This is a genomic window from Ensifer sp. GW823-FHT05D09 (genome assembly GCF_058795755.1).
Map to the genome: position 1 here is coordinate 1052019 of NZ_JBXAIA010000001.1, position 15950 is coordinate 1067968.

Consider the following 15950-nt stretch of genomic DNA (forward strand, 5'->3'; position numbering starts at 1 on the left):
ATGCGATGCGAGGTGTGGTCTCAACCACCTCCGACGCCCGGCGGCACCTCGTTAAAATCTCGCCGGATTACAGTCGGGCCGGTACCGTGAACGCGTTTGCTCTCGTTGTAGAACGCGATGAACTCTTGCGCGGGTAAGGCTTTGGAATAAAGCCAGCCCTGGCCGTAGTGCACGCCGCGTTCGAGCAGATAATCCGCCTGCTCCTGTCGTTCGATGCCTTCGGCGACGATGTAGAGGTTCAGCGATTTGGCGATGTCGATGATATGAGGGGTGACGGCGCTCGTGGCCGAGACGAGCCCGACGGTATCGATAAAAGACTTGTCGATCTTCAATGCGTCGAGCGGCAGGTCCTGTAGATATTGCAGGCTGGAATAGCCCGTGCCGAAATCGTCGATCGCCACGGAATGGCCAAGTCGACGGGCTTCCTCGATCGTTGCTCGAGCGGATTTCACGTCCATGAAGCCGCGTTCGGTGGCCTCGAGCCAGATCTGCTCGGTGAGGACGCCGGAGTTCGCGAGCGCTGCCTGGATGACGGGCAGGACACGTCCGGATTTGATGTCGTCGGCCGAGAGATTGATGGCGATGTGCAGCGAACGGTCGGCGACGAGGACCGCGCCGAGATCGCCAATGACCCCGTCGATGACCTGATCAGTAATGGCCCGGATCAGGCCGCTTTCCTCCGCAAGCGGGATAAAGGTGTCAGGCCTGACCAGCGAGCCGTCGGGCCTGCGCCAGCGCACGAGCGCTTCCGCACCGACGCAGATGCCGGTCTTCATCTCGATGAGCGGCTGATAATGCACGATAAATTCACGGCGATGTACGGCGATTGAGAGTTCGCCGAGCGGCGAGAGCCGTCGTCGCGACAGCCAGAGGACGAGGCCAACCATCAAGGCGGCGACAATCGCGCCGAGCGGCAGGAGCAGCAGCCGTTCGCGGCCGAGATCGTTCAGCAGCGACGCCCTTGACGACGTTGCTATCGCGATCCAGCCGGAGCCGCTCGCGGTGGCAAAGAGATTGTCCGCATCGCTGCCGGTCTGCGGATGCTCGACCAGCCGCTTGATCAGCGAGGCGTCCGGCGCGTTCAATGCGCTGACGAGGGTGCCCGTGTCACTGGCGATCGCAAGGCGCGTATCAGGGGAAGCGAGCACGTCGACAAGCCGTGCCGGATCGGTCAGCACGCTGTAGGATCGATATCGCAATCCCAGCATCGCCCGACCGTTGCTGATCGTTGGGTGAACCCGAGCCGTCACGCCGATGCCGCTGGCCGTGGTGAAGTCGACTGGCCCGCGACCGATGGTCGACTCCGGTTTGCCCCACGAAGTGCATTTGAGCTCGTCGCCTTCGAAGTAGCCGATGTCTTCGACGGAGCGCGTGTTGACGACGAGGGTGCGCATCGCCGCGATATGGGCCTGGGAGCAGGGCGCGAAGCTGAACTGGTCAGCAGACTTGAGCGCCGAAGTCGCTTCGCCGAGCGCCGTATCGGCACGCACCAGCGCATACTCTGCGAGACGACTGAGACGGGTCTCCTCCCTGTTGGTGGCGACCGACCAGGAGAGATAAAACGCGGCGGCGATCGGCAGGATGGCACCCAGCGCCGCGAGCACACTGGTCATCGCCACAATGTAGGACCGTTCCAAGCCAGACCTCGTGAGCTCAAGAGAAGCGCTGTGCAATTCGTTGCATCAATCGATCAGCGATGGCGACCGATCTAGACCATGACGTGCTCGCCAGGAAGCACGAAGGATGGCTTTAGTCCTTGAAAAATAGCGCACTTGACGATTCTCAAATGCGCACGCCAGAGGTCTGGGGTTCGTATCGAAGCTCACATGGTGCCGTTGCATCACGACGAAGTACCAGATGCGATGCATCTCTTGCGACCGATAAAGCTGGACGTTGCCAACAACACGTTAATCGCATTCGCCGGTTGATCGGTAGCGATGACCCTGAGTGTGTGAATGCGTTGCCATATATCGGACGGTTGCGCCTCGGCCCGCGATCATGGCCGCAAATCTCACAAGAAAACCGGAGATTTACCGGCTTTTCTGGAGTTAACAGCGCATAACGTCGATTTTCCCCGAATAAGGCTTGAGGCGCGTGTACCCATCTTTTATGTCGGGTATTCGTTTGATCCGACAATCAAATCGCAAAGGAGCGCGCCCGGACGATGGATGCTGCCGCCCTGACATTGCTGGCCTTGTCGCTTCCGTTTGTCGGTGCGCTTGTCGCGCCGCTGCTGACCCGCCTGCTCGGACACAACGCTGCCTGGATTCTCGCGCTTTTTCCTGCGGCGATCGTCCTGCACTTCACGCGCTTTCTGCCTGAAATCTCTCGTGGCGAGATCGTGACCGGTGGCTATGAATGGATCCCCTCCTTCAACGTCAGTTTCTCCTGGCTGGTTGATGGTCTGTCGCTGACCTTCGTCTTGCTGATCGCCGGCATCGGCACGCTGATCGTGCTCTACTCCGGCGGCTACCTGAAGGGACATCCGCAGCAGGGTCGGTTCTTCTCCTTCATCCTGATGTTCATGGGATCGATGCTCGGGCTCGTCGTGTCCGACAGCTTCCTGATGCTCTTCGTTTTCTGGGAGCTGACCTCGATTACCTCCTTCCTGCTGATCGGCTTCGACCATTCGCGGGAGGCCGCCCGGCGTGCCGCCCTGCAGGCGCTTGTGGTTACCGGGGGAGGTGGGTTGTTTCTGCTCGCGGGCCTGCTGGTCATCTGGAATGTCACCGGCGTCACCCAGCTCTCGCTGCTGATGTCCTTCGGTTCGGAGATGCGCGCGAGCCCCTTCTATCTCGCGGCACTGCTGCTGGTGCTCGGTGGTGCCTTCACCAAGTCTGCCCAGTTCCCCTTCCATTTCTGGCTGCCCAACGCGATGGAGGCGCCGACGCCCGTCTCGGCCTACCTGCACTCCGCGACAATGGTGAAGGCCGGCGTCTACCTGCTGATGCGCCTCAACCCGGTGCTTGGCGGAACGCCGGAATGGCAGATATTGCTGCCGCTCTTCGGCGGCGCGACGCTCGTCATTGGCGCAGTTCTCGCCTGCCGACAGACCGATCTGAAGTTGATGCTTGCCTATACGACCATGGCATCCCTTGGTCTGCTCGTGATGCTGACCGGGATCGGCTTTCCGCATGCGATCGAGGCGGCGGCGCTCTATCTGGTGGCGCATTCGCTGTTCAAGGGCGCGCTGTTCATGGTTGCCGGCATCATCGACCATGAAACCGGGACCCGCGACGTGACGAAGCTCGGCGGCTTGCGTTCCGCCATGCCGCTGACATTCGTGATCGCACTCGCCGCGGCACTTTCGATGGGTGGCTTGCCGCCGTTTTTCGGCTTCCTCGCCAAGGAAGAGATCTATTACGCGTTGGCCAGCCTGGACCGGCGCGCGATGGTTTTCGCGGCGCTCGCCATCCTCGGCAATGCGCTGATGTTTGCCGTGGCGTTTGCCGTTGCGCTCAAGCCCTTCGTCGGCGCAAAGACCGAAACACCGAAGTCCGCGCATGAGGCGCCGGTGCTTCTGTGGCTCGGCCCGGCGCTCCTGGCTGCCAAGGGGCTGTCAGCTGCCCTGCTGTCCGGCCTCACCCACGAGCTCGTGTCGACACCGATGGCAACGGCGATTGCCGGCGAGCGCAGACAGGTCACGATTTCGATCGTTCCCCATATCGGCATGCCGCTGGCCCTGTCCTGCGTCACCATTGCTCTCGGGGTGATCTTTTATCTCAACCTTGCCCGCCTACGCGCCTTCATCGCCACCATCCTCAGTGACATTGGCTGGGGACCGGATCGTGGTTTCGACCAGTTCATGCGCGGGCTTGTGCGCTTTTCCGTCGCTTTGACCCGCCGGCTGCAATCCGGCCGGCTCGATGTCTATATGACGGTGACATTCATCCTGGTTGCCGCCGTGCTGCTGGGCGCGCCGCTTTATTATGGCGAGCTGCCGCGCGCACCGTTCTTCGCCGCCGATGTGCCGGTGCACGAGCTGGCGATCATGGCGATTGCCGTCATCGGCCTTTTCGCCGTCGTGCTCGCTTCCGATCGGCTGACCGCGATTGTCTCGCTCGGCATTCAGGGCTTTGCCGTTGCCGTCATTTTCCTGCTCTATGGTGCGCCGGACCTCGCCTTTACCCAGTTCATGATCGAGACCCTGTCGGTCGTCGTGCTGGCACTGGTGATGACGCGGCTGAGGCTCGCACCCTCCGATCATCGGCCGCTCGTTCAGAAGGTGCCGGATCTTACGATCGCGCTTGCCTGCGGTATCGGTTTCGGGCTGATGCTCTTGAAAGTGACCGGCGTGCCCTTCGACGCCTCGTTGACCGACTTCTTCAACCTCTATTCGAAAACGATCGCGCATGGCGCCAATGTCGTCAACGTCATCATCGTCGACTTCCGCGGCACGGACACGCTCGGCGAAATCGCCGTCGTCATGGTGACCGGTCTCGCCATCCTGTCCTTGGTTCGCCTCAGGGCCGGCGCGTTGCGGCGCATCGCCGACAATGACCCGGATGCGGAGGAACGTACATGAGATCGGTGATTTTCCGGGCCGTCGCACCGTTTCTGACCAGTCTGATGGTTCTGTTTTCGATCTTCGTGCTGCTGCGCGGGCACAACGAGCCGGGCGGCGGCTTCATCGGTGGACTGATTGCCGTGTCGGCATTAGCGATCTACGGTATCGCCTGCGGCGTCGAGACCGTACGTCGCGCGATCTACTTCCACCCGATGGCGATCGCCGGTGCAGGACTGTTTGCGGCCACGATCGCCGGATTGATCTCGATCGCGGCCCGCGTGCCTTTCATGACCGGGCTTTGGATCTATCCCTCCTTGCTCAGCGTGGAAGTGCCGCTATCGACGGTGACGCTGTTTGATTGCGGCGTCTATATGGTCGTCGTCGGTGCCATCAGCTCGATCGCCCTGTCGCTCGAAGAGCGGGGAGGCGAATGATGGAAGCCTGGTTTGCGCTGCTGGTCGGCACCTTCTTCACTGTCGCCATCTATCTGCTTCTGTCGAAGTCCATCATTCGCGTCCTGTTGGGCGTGGCGATCCTCGGCAATGGCGTCAACCTCTTGATCTTTACCGGCGGCCGGCTGACGCGCGGCGTGCCGCCCGTCATTCAGGAGGGTGCCGATACGCTCACCGGATCGGCGGCCAACGCGCTGCCACAGGCTCTCATCCTCACGGCGATCGTCATTTCGTTCTCCTTCTTCGCTTTCCTGCTCGTTTTGGCCTGGCGCGCCTACGAGGATCTTTCGACCGACAATACCGACGAAATGCGCGTCGCCGAGCCGGAAGAAGAGCCGGCTCCCCCACTTGGATACTGACCGACACATGGCCGTTTCGACTTCACCCCCCGCCGATCTTTCTGCTGCCCTCGTTCTCGAGCCGGTTGCGGCAGCCGACTGGCTGGTGATCCTCCCGGTTGCCTGGTGCCTGGCGATCGGTGCGTTGTTGGTCATGCTGCGCCGCCCGATCGGCCTGCATCCGTTCATCGCCATTGCGGGGCTTGCGGGCCTGGTGGTGATCGACGGGTTGCTTTTGCACCATGTGATCGCGAGCGGCCCGGTGACGATGGTGATGGGGCGCTGGCTGCCGCCCTTCGGTATCGCCTTTACCGTCGATCTCACCGGCGCACTATTTGCACTTACGGCGTCCGTCGTAGCACTTGCCGGCGGCGTCTACTCGCTCTCCGACATCAATGACAGCGGCCGGCGATACGGTTTCTATCCTTTCCTGATGCTACTGATGGCCGGCGTCTCCGGTGCGTTTCTGACCGGTGACATCTTCAATCTCTACGTCTGGTTCGAGGTGCTGCTGATCTCGTCCTTCGGCCTGATCGTGCTCGGCTCCGAGCGCGAGCAGATCGATGGCGCGGTGAAGTATGGTTTCCTCAACCTCGTCGCGACGACGCTGTTCCTGGTCACCACCGGCTATCTCTATGCAAGCTTCGGAACGCTCAACATGGCCGACATCGCCCGCAAGGCCGAAGGCCTGCGCGGCACCGCGCCGTTGATGACGCTGACAGCATTGTTCCTGCTGGCCTTCGGGATGAAGGCGGCCGCATTCCCCGTCAATTTCTGGCTGCCGGCGTCCTATCACACGCCGCGCGTCGTCGTGTCGGCACTCTTCGCCGGTTTGTTGACCAAGGTCGGCATCTACGCGCTGATCCGCGTGACCGTGATGCTCTTGCCGGTGGAGCGGGAAGAACTCAGCTTCGTCATCGCGGTGATCGGGGCGTTGACGATGCTCGTCGGCGTGTTCGGCGCGCTCGCACAGTCCGATTTCCGTCGCATGCTCGGCTATCTCGTGATCTCCGGCATCGGTTCGATCCTTGCTGGCGTTGCCGTTGGCGGGCCGGGCGGCATCGGCGGCGCGGTCTTCTATGCGCTGCATTCGATGCTTGTCATGACGGCGCTCTACTTCGCCTCGGGCGTCGCAGCGAAGCTTGGCGGCAGCTTCTCGCTATCGTCGCTATCAGGTCTTTACCGCCGCCATGCTGGATTTGCCGCCATCAGCCTGATGCTCGCCTTTGCCGTATCCGGCCTGCCGCCGTTCTCCGGCTTCTGGCCGAAGGTCATGCTGGTCAAGGCAGCACTCGACATTGGCGCCTGGTGGCTTGCGGCCACACTGCTCGTCACCGGCTTCCTGACGACGATCGCGACCGGCCGCTTCTTCCTGCTTGCCTATTGGCGGGACACGGCCGGAGGGCAGGGGGCAACGGACAAGGCGCAGATCCCGGCGACCATTCTCCTGCCTTTGGGCGTGCTGACGTTGCTGACGCTCGCGATCGGCCTTTATCCCGAGCCGCTGCTGGCAACGATCCAGAGTGCCGCCGCCGGCCTATCCGAACCGTCCGGATATCTGAACTCGGTCTTCCCGGGAGCCGCGCGATGATCAAGTTCCTCTGGATCAATCTGGTCTTCACCGCGATCTGGGCTGCGATCAGCGGCAGCCTCGGCGTGCCGAACCTGTTGCTTGGTTTTGCCGTCGGCGCACTGTCCCTGTGGCTGATCCGGCGCGAATTGCAGCCTGTCGCCTACCCGGTCCGACCGCTGAAGATCCTGCTGTTGACCGCGTTGTTCTTCAAGGAGCTGGCGGTTTCGGCGACCAAGGTCGCATTCATGGTCGTCCAGCCGAAAATGCGGCTGAAGCCAGGCATCTTCTCCTACCCGCTGACCGTCAAGAGCGATTTCGAGATAGCACTGCTGGCCAACCTCATCACACTGACGCCGGGTACACTTTCCGTCGACGTCTCCGAGGATCGCAAGACCCTCTATGTTCACGCCCTTGATTGTGCGGATCCCGGCGGCCTCAGGCGCGATATTGCCAATGGTTTCGAACGCCGGATCAAGGAGGCTTTCGAATGACGCTGCCGGACCAGATACTTTCGACCGCCACCGGCTTCGCGCTTGTGTTTTTGTCCGTGGCGCTGCTGGTGACCGTCTGGCGCATCATCCGCGGCCCGACGCTGCCCGATCGTGTTCTCGGCCTCGATATGCTCGTGGCAATCGCCATCGGTCTGATCGCGGTCGTTGCCATCCGCACCGGCTTCAATCTCTACATCGATATCGCCATTGCCCTGGGGCTGGTCGGCTTCCTTGCAACCATCGCCTTTGCCCGATTTGTTCTGGCACGCGGTCTGTCGCCGGAGAAGAGCAGCCTGGTGCAGGCTGCGCCAGATGCAGGCAAAGGGGGGCGGTCGCCGAGGGCGAAAAGTAACAGGCGCAAACGCAAGGGGGCACGCTGATGGAAGCGACCTTCGAGACGATCATTACGCTTTCCGTCGCCGTACTGCTTGTCGGCGGCGCCGTCTTTTCCTTGCTCGCAGCGATTGGCATCGTGCGTTTCCCCGATCTGTACACCCGCATGCACGCGGCCTCCAAGGCCGGGACAGTTGGCTCGGGCCTGCTGCTTTTGGCCGCGGGACTGCATTCGCTCGATGTGGCAATACTGTTTCGGGCGTTGGCGGGATGTTTCTTCTTCGTACTGACGGCCCCCATTTCCGCCCATCTATTGGCAAAGGCCGCTCATCAGGCGGGTTACAGGCTGACGAAGCAGTCGGTCATAGATCAGCTTCCGCAAAAGGAAGAGCCGCGCCGGCATTGAACGGCAACGTTTCTGTTTTTGTATTTCAGAACATTCCGATAGACCGCGACCGCGTTAGCAATTTCGAAATAAAGTTGCTAGCGGCGGCCAAATTTATGTTTGGAATTTTCACTGATCAGTGTTAATCGAGTAAATGTAAAGTGTCGTCGTGGAAAATACTTAGAGCTGAAATTCCAGCTTGAGTTGTGAATATTGGCTGTTGCTTTGAGAGGTTGGTTGTTCCAGCGACTCGGCAATAGGTTTCGTGATCAAAATTCCAACTCTTGATATTGCGGCAAGAATTTGTCCTTGTCGTGCGATTGATGGTCTATCCCAAGGCAGCGAAGGCTTCCCGACGGCATTTGCATGTATTCCTCCCCCTGAAATGTTTTCGGGCTTGTGCTGAATTCCGATAGGAGAAAGAAATGACTGAAACAACGCTTGGCGCGAGCCATGAACTTCTGGTTGAACTGACGGCTGAGATCGTTTCCGCTTATGTCAGCAACCATGTAGTTCCGGCCGCCGAGCTCTCCACGCTGATCGCCGACGTCCATTCGGCTCTCAACAACACGGCGGCGCCGGCGCCGGTCGTGGTTCCCGTCGAAAAGCCGAAGCCGGCCGTATCGGTCCGCAAATCCGTTCAGGACGACCAGATCACCTGCCTCGAATGTGGCGGTACGTTCAAATCTCTGAAGCGCCACCTGATGACGCATCACAGCCTGTCGCCGGAAGAATATCGCGAGAAGTGGGACTTGCCGACCGACTACCCGATGGTTGCTCCGGCCTACGCCGAAGCCCGTTCGCGCCTCGCCAAGGAAATGGGCCTCGGCCAGCGTCGCAAGCGTCGCGGCAAGTAAGCAAACCGCCGTCCATCGCCGTGATCGCGCTCTGCGCTGGTTTGGTTTGAGGGGCGGAGCGTAAGTTCATATAAAGGCCGGGCTTTTGCCCGGCCTTTATCTTTTGTGGTTTGGGAAAGTGTGGCTATTCACAAGGCTTGGTTCCGAGGATAGCACGCAGCCGTGATCTCAAGCGGCGAGGCGCGTCTCGGCTTCATTCTTGATCCGCCGGATCATCGAGCGCAGGCCGTTCGCGCGCTGCGTCGACAGGTGCTCGATCAGGCCGATCTTGCTGAACGTATCGATCGCATCCAGCCTGGCGATCTCAGAGGCATGCTTGCCGGAATAGATCGTCAGCACGATGGCGACCAATCCGCGCACGATGTGCGCATCGGATTCGCCTTCGAAGATCAATACCGGATCTTCCGGGTCGCCGGTCGCCTGGGTGGCGAGCCAGACCTGGCTGGCGCAGCCTTGCACCTTGTTCTCGCCGGTGCGCTTGGCTTCCGGCATCTCGGGCAGAGCTTTGCCGAGTTCGATCACATAGCGGTAGCGATCCTCCCATTCGTCGAGGAAGGCGAAGTCGTCGATAATCTGGTCAAGCGTGGTCATGGTCCAGTCCGATTGTCGGCACCATCAGGCGGCGCCCGTCGCCGCTCGAGAGCGATGCCCATACCGCGCGATCCTCGCCAGCCCTGACGGCATCGCGATCGGCGTGACGTTCATATAGGTGATGGTAGCACAGATGAGAACCGCGAATCGCCACTCGGATGCGTCAGCGCTCATTTCGGTCGAAGCTGGTGCGCTAGATCGAAACGCTTGTGGGAATTGTGACGGCACTGGCTGGCGCGCCGGCTGTGCCCGCCGCATCGAGGGATGCCATCGAGGTGGCGAGGGTGTTGCTTGCCTTTCTCGCGTCATCCGCATCGTTGCCCGCACCTTTGGCGCGCAGATCCTGTTCTGCCTTCCTCAGCACTTGCTTGAGTTGCTCGGCGAGCGACTTGAACTCCGCGATCGTCCTTGCGTCGGAGCTGTCCTGCGAGCCGTCGGAGCTGAATTCGCGATAGGCGCGCTCCGCAAAGGACGAAGGCTGCGGCTTGTCGTGATCGTTGCCTTCTTCGCCGCCTGTATTTGCCGCCTCGGCTGTACTTGCCTGCATCGCCGCCATGTCAGCCGCTGTTGCCGCGGATGCAGCACCTGCCGTAGCAACGCCGCCTCCGCCTGTCATGCCGGTCGAGCCGCCGCCGGCGAATTGCTGTGCGGCTGCGCCAAGCTGCTGGGCCAGCTGTTTTGCGAGCCGCGCGAGCGTTTCCGGGTCCGAAGCCCAAAACCGCAGCATTCGCAGCTGTTCCTTCAGCTCGTCCAGCTTCTTCTTGGCCACGGCCTTGCGGCTGGCAGCGGTTTCTTCATCCGCGCGCAAGAGATTGAGAAGAGGAGACCCGTTCTTTTGCTCGAGCGCTGCCGCGTCGGTCGCGGCTGGCGATCCGGTTGTGGTCGCACGCGTCGCGCCGGCATTTGAAAAGAACCCGTATATCTGCATCGGGGCAGTAGTCTCCGCTGAATGTGCGGGGACCTAAACAGCCATGTCTTGTGCGAGCCTGTCGCCGGACCGCCCTTCGGTTGCAGCCCGAAAAAAGAAAACGCCGCGAGGGGATGGGTTCCTCGCGGCGGCCGCATGAAGGCGGCAAGTCAGGCAGTGTCAAAGGATGTTTCGGCGGCGGTCGGACGGACCTGCTGTTGCCGGAAGAAATGCTTACTGGGTCAGCGATGCCTTGGGATCGAGGCGCTTTTCCGGAACCGGGGTCCGCTTGAAAACTGGAGCAGCCTCCGCGGCAGTCTGTTCGACGGGAGCTGCCAGTTGATCGGCGGTCTCGGCCACCTGGCCCACGGTTCCGGTCGTTACCTTGGCGTCGGGCTTAATCGCATCGGTCTCGGCGAACTGCGTGTCGAGGAATTCGTAGGCGATGCGGGCGCCTTCACGAGCCCGGTGGCCAAGAGCGACGAAGGTTTCAGCACCTTTCTCGCAGACGTCAGGCTTCTGGATGCAGATGGCGCTGATGTACTGGAAGGCCTCGTTGGCGGCAGAGAAAGTATCGCCGAGCTCGACCTTCGGTCCGTGCTCCAGCTTCTCCGCGCTCGACGGATCGAGGAACGGCAGCAGCACCAGTACCATCGAAAACCAGAATGTCGCCTTGATGAGAAACCACATGTTCTGCCCATCCTGTATTCGGCTGCCGCGCCCGCCGGTCTTCTAGCCGGTTTTTCCGCCTTCGGCATCCTGGAGCGCCGCTGTATCCCCTGATACCCGTTCACGCCCGCCGTCGTTTCCATGAGGACCGCCGTCTTTCGTCGTCCGGCCCTTTGTTGAGACGGACATTAGGCAGGGAATCACAAGACCGCTTTTCAAAAAACCGCAGCATTTGTTTCGAATTTTAATGAAATTCCCGATTTCGAGGATTTGCCTGGCATTTGTGTCGCATTTTAGCTTTTGCCGTTAAGGATCGTGGCGGCGGTCCGCCGGCAAAGCCTGAAAGCGTAGGCAACGGCACCGGAGCGCCTTGCCCAAATCCTTAACGAGAGGCGGAAAATGCACGGAAATCCGTTGCTTACGCCCCGTTAACCACAAGAAATGAAGGTCACGCGAATTGCCTCAAAACGGGATTTTTCAGGCATTTGGCGCCGTTCCGGGACAGTCCCGCTTATTCTTTCATTAAGCCGGGGATGCGAGATTCCGACATGTCACGAGGCAGTTCGAATGGCGGCCCGCATGAAGCGGAAAACGGTCACGCTCAGTCTCGCAAGAACAACAAATGTGGCAGGGTAAGGCGTGAGCGTATTGCGTGACATGGTTGGCAGATGGACGTCCCGCGTGGACGAGGCCGCTGCCCTGTGGCTGCCTCGCCGCGAGGCCGGCTCCGCCGTCGGCCGCCGGGACCTCAAGCGTCTGCGCACGGTCGCTGCAGTGTCCCTGACCACGCTTCCGGCAGTCCCGCTTGCACTCGCGCTCGCAATGCCCGTTTCCTCCGCATTGCCGCTCGGCACAGCACTCTGGGCGTCCGCCTCGCTACTGGCCGCCGCGGCTGCCATTGCGCGTGGGCGTGGCAAGCAAGGTGCCGAGACGCTTGATCTCGATGCGGCGACACACGAGCTTCCTGATCTTTCGGCCGCCTACGACCTTTTCGCCGGTCTCGTCACCGTGCACGACCTGCGTGGCAATGTTCTCTCCGTGCATGGCCGCGACGCCGCCGAGCATTTGACGCTGATGCGCGACCCGGCTGGCCGCGGCTTCATCGAGCAGATCCATGTCTCCGACCGCATCACGTTCCTGAGTGCGATCGACATTCTGCGCCAGGGCGGCGAGCGGGCGACCGTCAACATTCGCATCGAGCGTCGTTCGCAGCCGACGGAAGGCGAACAATTCGTTCATATGTGCTGCGAGCTTGCACCGCTTCTCGATCGCAACGGCGGTCTGAAGGCGATCCTTGCGCAGTCGCGCGATGTCTCGCAGGAAGCGCGGCTGCGCGCCGAAGCGGCGGCGAGAACGGCGGAAGCGGAATCGGCAAACGATGCCAAGACCCGTTTCCTTGCCGCCGTCAGCCACGAGCTGCGTACGCCGCTCAATGCCATCCTCGGCTTCTCCGACGTCTTGACCGGCGAATACTTCGGCCGTCTGGAGAACGACCGCCAGCGCGAATATGTCAGCCTGATCCACCAGTCGGGCGAACACCTTCTGTCCGTCGTCAACACCATGCTCGACATGAGCAAGATCGAGGCGGGCCGCTACGAACTGGTTCCTGAACCCTTCCGCGTGGTCGAAGCGGTCTCCGCCTGCGAAGCAATGCTGTCGCATCAGGCGCAGGAGAAGGGCGTCAAGCTGGCAAGCCGCGTGACCCGCAACGTTGGCGAGATCAATGCCGACCAGCGCGCCTTCCAGCAGGTTCTCATCAATCTTGTCGGGAACGCCATCAAGTTCACCGATCAGGGTGGCATGGTGACGATCGACGCCGAGCTTGACGGTCCTTCCCTGAAGCTGACAGTCAGCGACACAGGTATTGGCATCGCCGCCGACAAATTGCAGATGTTGGGGCAGCCCTTCGTCCAGATCCAGAACGACTACACCCGCCGCTACGAGGGCACCGGCCTCGGTCTGTCGCTGGTCAAGGGCCTCGTGGCGCTTCACGGTGGCGAGATTACGATCCGTAGCCGTGAACGCGAAGGCACGGTGATTACCGTTACGCTGCCTTGTGACGGCTCCGGCATCGTCGAGGCCAACCGCGAAGAACAGCGCTCGGCCGTGACTGTCGAATTTCCGCCGCGGCTGAGAGATAACGACACGCAGGCGGTTGCCGATGGCGACCGATTCGAAAGGACGAACGAGGAACGGGGATATGGCGCCGCGCAAGCGAAAACAGCCTGAACGCAAGAAGGCGGCGCGTCCCGCGCCAGGCCTTGCCATGCGTGGGCTGGCGCTCGCCGGCCGAGGTGTTGCGCTTGCCGGCCGGGTGGTCGCCCGCCACCCCTTGAGTGCCGGCGGTACGGCTGCCTTTGCCGTTGTGTTCTCGTTCGTTGCCGCCAACGCCATGTGGTATCAGCACGGCTCACATCCATCACCTCTGCTTCGCACCCGCGTGCCGCTCGTCAGTCCCGAGACGGCCGAGCGCATCGCCGTCGCCAAGGGCGCCGAGATCGAGCCGCGCAATGTCACGACCTTCGTCATCAAGCGCGAGGGCGACAAAGACGCGGAGAGCGTCGAAGACGTGATTGCAGCATCATCATCCGAAGCGCCGTTGGAAAAGCCGACGCCCGAGCGGGTCGCCTCCGTGCCGGACACATCCGCGTCGCCGCTGGTCGCGGACGTCCAGAAGGAATTGGGACGCATCGGTCTTTACGATGGCGTGCCGGATGGGCGCCCGGGCCCACGCACGTCGGCCGCCATCCTGCGGTTCGAGAAACAGGCCGGGCGGCCCCAGACGGGGATCGCGAGCGCCGAGCTTCTGCACACGCTGCGCGCCACGTCGGGCCCGAAGCTGGCAGCCGCCATGCCTGCAAACCGGCCCTACGCCGACCCGAAACAGGCCGTTGCCGACGTTGACCCGGTCGCTGCCGCCATCCGTTCGGCCGAGACGGACAAGATGCTGATCCCGCGGGCCGAAATCCCGGTTTCCAGCGAACTGGTGCTGAACATCCAGAAGGGGTTGAGCAATCTCGCCTACGCCGACATTGTCGTCGACGGCGTTGCCGGAGATCAGACGCGCGCTGCGATCCGCCATTTCGAAAAGCACTACCGCCTGCCGCAGACCGGCGAGCCCAATCCCAAAGTACTGAAGAAGCTCAAGGAGATCGGCGCGCTCTGACGCACCGTCTCCGGCAAGGTCAGGCAACCGGGGTGCCCATGGCACGGCGTCTTTGATGCGTCGTGCAGGCGCGCCAGCCAACGACTTGGGAGGCCGCGGTGCTTCCTCGCGGCGCATCCGGTTTGCAAGCCCGCCGCCGCCCGTGTACAGGCATCACCATGCGCCTCAAATCCCACATCTTCGTCTCCGCCTTGCTACGCCGTGCTTTCGCGCTCGGGGGGTATGCGGCCGTCCTGCGCAAAGGGGCGGAGGACGCCGGCGCGATCTTCATCCGCCAGCGTACGCGCATGGGGACCGAGACGCTGTTTGCGCCGGCGCCGCAAAATTTCTTCGAAGACGACGCCGATACCGGCCGCAAGTTCGAGACGCGGCTGAAGGATCGTGACGGCGATGCGGTGGAGGATGCGCTTGCTCGCGAAATCCGCTTCGATCCGGATTGCTGGATCGTCGAGATCGAACTGGATGATCGCGCCGATCTGTTCGATGTCGTGCCGGACGAGGGAAAAAATCTCTCTTGAAACATCAGTGAGAGGCGCTTGCCTCTCCACTTGGAATGGAACGCGCTCGGTCGTGCACAGAGCTCGCTGCGGCTGAAAACTATCGGCGGCCGAACACACGTTGCGCCCTGGCGCCACCGATTGCCGGAGCGACCTTGCGGATGGCGGGCTGACGGGCATCATTGGCATGGTCGTCGGCAAGATAGGCCTGGTGCCGTGCTGTGGGCGCGTCTTCCCGCGCGTCCGACTGCAGCCAGGCGTCAAGCCGCTCTCTACTTGACTTCGGGTCCATTGTGCCGGTCAAGGCTTCCGCGCGGCTGGCCCCGCCGATGCGCTCGGCGAGATGCGGATAGAGCGATTGCAGGACGAAGATGAGATCGTCGCTTGGCAGCGAAAGGGCAATCAGGCTCGTCGCCAGCTGCTGGCCGGAGACGTCGAGAAGAATGCGCTCGACCAGAGGGCCGCCGGCATCGAGCGCCGTCGCCAGCGCACGAGAGAACAGGATGATCTCACCGCTCCGAGCAAAACGCACCAGCAGCGCGCTGTGCAGCCCGCTGATCGGGACGATGGTGGACGCGGCTTCGCGCGCACCGGTACGCGCAAGCGCCTTTATCTCCGCGCGCAGGCTCTCCTCGCGCGCGGCTCGATCCACTTCGGCGTCGGCATCCGGCTCGGCCGAAGCTGACGGAGCCGTGACTGGTCGTTGCTGCACGTCTGGGCGGGCGGAAAGATCCGCGGGGTTGTGGTGTTCGACCAAGGCATCGATGACGGACGGGGACAGGGCGGCGCGGCGCGCAATCGCGCTAGCATGCGCCGCGCTGTGCTGGCGGATGATGCCGATCAGCGTTCGATCCGAAAGCGCTTGCGAGCGGGTCAGGAAAATGGCGGCGATCGAGATCGGCATGCTGCCGATCAAAGCTGCGACCGGTTCGGGAACATGGGGGCATTGCGACAGCGCGGCGGCGGCCTGACGGCGCGCTTCGCTGCTGGAGCCGAGGAACAGGGGTTCGAACAGTTCGGAAAACTGCTTCATATCGGACTTGCGCGGAATTCGCAGGCTCTCGAAACCGCTGACGGTTGCCATCAGGACGACGTCCTTCAAGCGGCCCGTCTGTGGCCTTTCCAACTCACGAAAGCGATCCGTCACGATAAATCCTTGCACGCAAAACATGATTGCCATTGCC

The 15950-nt window shown here is 61.9% G+C and carries 16 protein-coding genes; 11 read left to right on the forward strand and 5 right to left on the reverse strand.

Annotated elements, in window-relative coordinates; translation table 11 throughout:
• Window positions 1–20 precede the first annotated feature (20 nt).
• On the reverse strand, window positions 21–1637 hold the full coding sequence (locus AC1Q80_RS05200; protein WP_492359800.1) for an EAL domain-containing protein: 1617 nt from the start codon (window positions 1635–1637) through the stop codon (window positions 21–23).
• Window positions 1638–2164: 527 nt separating this feature from the next.
• Between AC1Q80_RS05200 and AC1Q80_RS05205 the strand changes: the two genes are divergently transcribed.
• The 8 genes from AC1Q80_RS05205 to AC1Q80_RS05240 all read left to right on the forward strand — a co-directional run bounded on the left by AC1Q80_RS05205 (window position 2165) and on the right by AC1Q80_RS05240 (window position 8936).
• On the forward strand, window positions 2165–4525 hold the full coding sequence (locus AC1Q80_RS05205) for a putative monovalent cation/H+ antiporter subunit A (RefSeq protein WP_492359801.1): 2361 nt from the start codon (window positions 2165–2167) through the stop codon (window positions 4523–4525).
• Window positions 4522–4941 (forward strand): Na(+)/H(+) antiporter subunit B, encoded by a 420-nt coding sequence (locus tag AC1Q80_RS05210; RefSeq protein WP_492359802.1) that lies wholly within the window; start codon window positions 4522–4524, stop codon window positions 4939–4941. Before AC1Q80_RS05205 ends, AC1Q80_RS05210 begins: the two co-directional genes overlap by 4 nt.
• A complete protein-coding gene (locus AC1Q80_RS05215) occupies window positions 4941–5318 on the forward strand; it encodes a Na+/H+ antiporter subunit C (protein ID WP_173419356.1) in 378 nt (125 codons plus the stop codon). Before AC1Q80_RS05210 ends, AC1Q80_RS05215 begins: the two co-directional genes overlap by 1 nt.
• Before the next feature lie 7 nt (window positions 5319–5325).
• Window positions 5326–6888 (forward strand): Na+/H+ antiporter subunit D, encoded by a 1563-nt coding sequence (locus tag AC1Q80_RS05220; RefSeq protein ID WP_492359803.1) that lies wholly within the window; start codon window positions 5326–5328, stop codon window positions 6886–6888.
• Window positions 6888–7361, forward strand: a complete 474-nt coding sequence (locus AC1Q80_RS05225) for a Na+/H+ antiporter subunit E (RefSeq protein WP_209788437.1) — start codon at window positions 6888–6890, stop codon at window positions 7359–7361. The genes AC1Q80_RS05220 and AC1Q80_RS05225 overlap by 1 nt, the downstream gene beginning before the upstream one ends.
• Complete coding sequence (locus AC1Q80_RS05230; protein ID WP_492359804.1) at window positions 7358–7741, forward strand: cation:proton antiporter; 384 nt, start codon at window positions 7358–7360, stop codon at window positions 7739–7741. Before AC1Q80_RS05225 ends, AC1Q80_RS05230 begins: the two co-directional genes overlap by 4 nt.
• Entirely contained in the window at window positions 7741–8100 is a 360-nt protein-coding gene (gene mnhG / locus AC1Q80_RS05235) for a monovalent cation/H(+) antiporter subunit G (protein WP_173419359.1), read from the forward strand. The genes AC1Q80_RS05230 and mnhG overlap by 1 nt, the downstream gene beginning before the upstream one ends.
• 404 nt (window positions 8101–8504) lie before the next feature.
• Window positions 8505–8936 carry a Ros/MucR family transcriptional regulator gene (locus tag AC1Q80_RS05240; protein WP_065782210.1) on the forward strand — a complete coding sequence of 144 codons (432 nt, stop codon included), beginning with the start codon at window positions 8505–8507 and terminating at the stop codon, window positions 8934–8936.
• A gap of 168 nt (window positions 8937–9104) precedes the next feature.
• Here AC1Q80_RS05240 and AC1Q80_RS05245 read toward each other — a convergent pair whose 3' ends face one another.
• The 3 genes from AC1Q80_RS05245 to AC1Q80_RS05255 form a co-directional block, all read right to left on the reverse strand.
• Complete coding sequence (locus AC1Q80_RS05245) at window positions 9105–9527, reverse strand: SufE family protein (protein WP_173419360.1); 423 nt, start codon at window positions 9525–9527, stop codon at window positions 9105–9107.
• A gap of 193 nt (window positions 9528–9720) precedes the next feature.
• Complete coding sequence (locus AC1Q80_RS05250; RefSeq protein WP_492359805.1) at window positions 9721–10455, reverse strand: hypothetical protein; 735 nt, start codon at window positions 10453–10455, stop codon at window positions 9721–9723.
• A gap of 213 nt (window positions 10456–10668) precedes the next feature.
• Window positions 10669–11124 carry a DUF5330 domain-containing protein gene (locus AC1Q80_RS05255; RefSeq protein ID WP_209787047.1) on the reverse strand — a complete coding sequence of 152 codons (456 nt, stop codon included), beginning with the start codon at window positions 11122–11124 and terminating at the stop codon, window positions 10669–10671.
• Window positions 11125–11760: 636 nt separating this feature from the next.
• Between AC1Q80_RS05255 and AC1Q80_RS05260 the strand changes: the two genes are divergently transcribed.
• From AC1Q80_RS05260 to AC1Q80_RS05270, 3 genes are all read left to right on the forward strand, one after another.
• Window positions 11761–13332, forward strand: coding sequence for a sensor histidine kinase (locus AC1Q80_RS05260; RefSeq protein ID WP_492359868.1), 1572 nt, complete (start codon window positions 11761–11763; stop codon window positions 13330–13332).
• Complete coding sequence (locus AC1Q80_RS05265) at window positions 13304–14269, forward strand: peptidoglycan-binding domain-containing protein (protein WP_173419363.1); 966 nt, start codon at window positions 13304–13306, stop codon at window positions 14267–14269. The genes AC1Q80_RS05260 and AC1Q80_RS05265 overlap by 29 nt, the downstream gene beginning before the upstream one ends.
• Before the next feature lie 158 nt (window positions 14270–14427).
• A complete protein-coding gene (locus AC1Q80_RS05270; protein WP_492359806.1) occupies window positions 14428–14787 on the forward strand; it encodes a DUF1491 family protein in 360 nt (119 codons plus the stop codon).
• Between the two features lie 79 nt (window positions 14788–14866).
• Here AC1Q80_RS05270 and AC1Q80_RS05275 read toward each other — a convergent pair whose 3' ends face one another.
• Window positions 14867–15937: a DUF2336 domain-containing protein gene (locus AC1Q80_RS05275; RefSeq protein WP_492359869.1), complete on the reverse strand. Its 1071-nt coding sequence runs from the start codon at window positions 15935–15937 to the stop codon at window positions 14867–14869.
• Window positions 15938–15950 lie beyond the last annotated feature (13 nt).

Coding starts and splice junctions, on each gene's coding strand:
- AC1Q80_RS05255 (WP_209787047.1), bottom strand. CDS start 11,124: ATGTGGTTTCTCATCAAGGCGACATTCTGGTTTTCGATGGTACTGGTG.
- AC1Q80_RS05230 (WP_492359804.1), top strand. CDS start 7,358: ATGACGCTGCCGGACCAGATACTTTCGACCGCCACCGGCTTCGCGCTT.
- AC1Q80_RS05270 (WP_492359806.1), top strand. CDS start 14,428: ATGCGCCTCAAATCCCACATCTTCGTCTCCGCCTTGCTACGCCGTGCT.
- AC1Q80_RS05250 (WP_492359805.1), bottom strand. CDS start 10,455: ATGCAGATATACGGGTTCTTTTCAAATGCCGGCGCGACGCGTGCGACC.
- AC1Q80_RS05215 (WP_173419356.1), top strand. CDS start 4,941: ATGGAAGCCTGGTTTGCGCTGCTGGTCGGCACCTTCTTCACTGTCGCC.
- mnhG (WP_173419359.1), top strand. CDS start 7,741: ATGGAAGCGACCTTCGAGACGATCATTACGCTTTCCGTCGCCGTACTG.
- AC1Q80_RS05240 (WP_065782210.1), top strand. CDS start 8,505: ATGACTGAAACAACGCTTGGCGCGAGCCATGAACTTCTGGTTGAACTG.
- AC1Q80_RS05220 (WP_492359803.1), top strand. CDS start 5,326: ATGGCCGTTTCGACTTCACCCCCCGCCGATCTTTCTGCTGCCCTCGTT.
- AC1Q80_RS05265 (WP_173419363.1), top strand. CDS start 13,304: ATGGCGCCGCGCAAGCGAAAACAGCCTGAACGCAAGAAGGCGGCGCGT.
- AC1Q80_RS05275 (WP_492359869.1), bottom strand. CDS start 15,937: ATGTTTTGCGTGCAAGGATTTATCGTGACGGATCGCTTTCGTGAGTTG.
- AC1Q80_RS05205 (WP_492359801.1), top strand. CDS start 2,165: ATGGATGCTGCCGCCCTGACATTGCTGGCCTTGTCGCTTCCGTTTGTC.
- AC1Q80_RS05260 (WP_492359868.1), top strand. CDS start 11,761: ATGGTTGGCAGATGGACGTCCCGCGTGGACGAGGCCGCTGCCCTGTGG.
- AC1Q80_RS05245 (WP_173419360.1), bottom strand. CDS start 9,527: ATGACCACGCTTGACCAGATTATCGACGACTTCGCCTTCCTCGACGAA.
- AC1Q80_RS05210 (WP_492359802.1), top strand. CDS start 4,522: ATGAGATCGGTGATTTTCCGGGCCGTCGCACCGTTTCTGACCAGTCTG.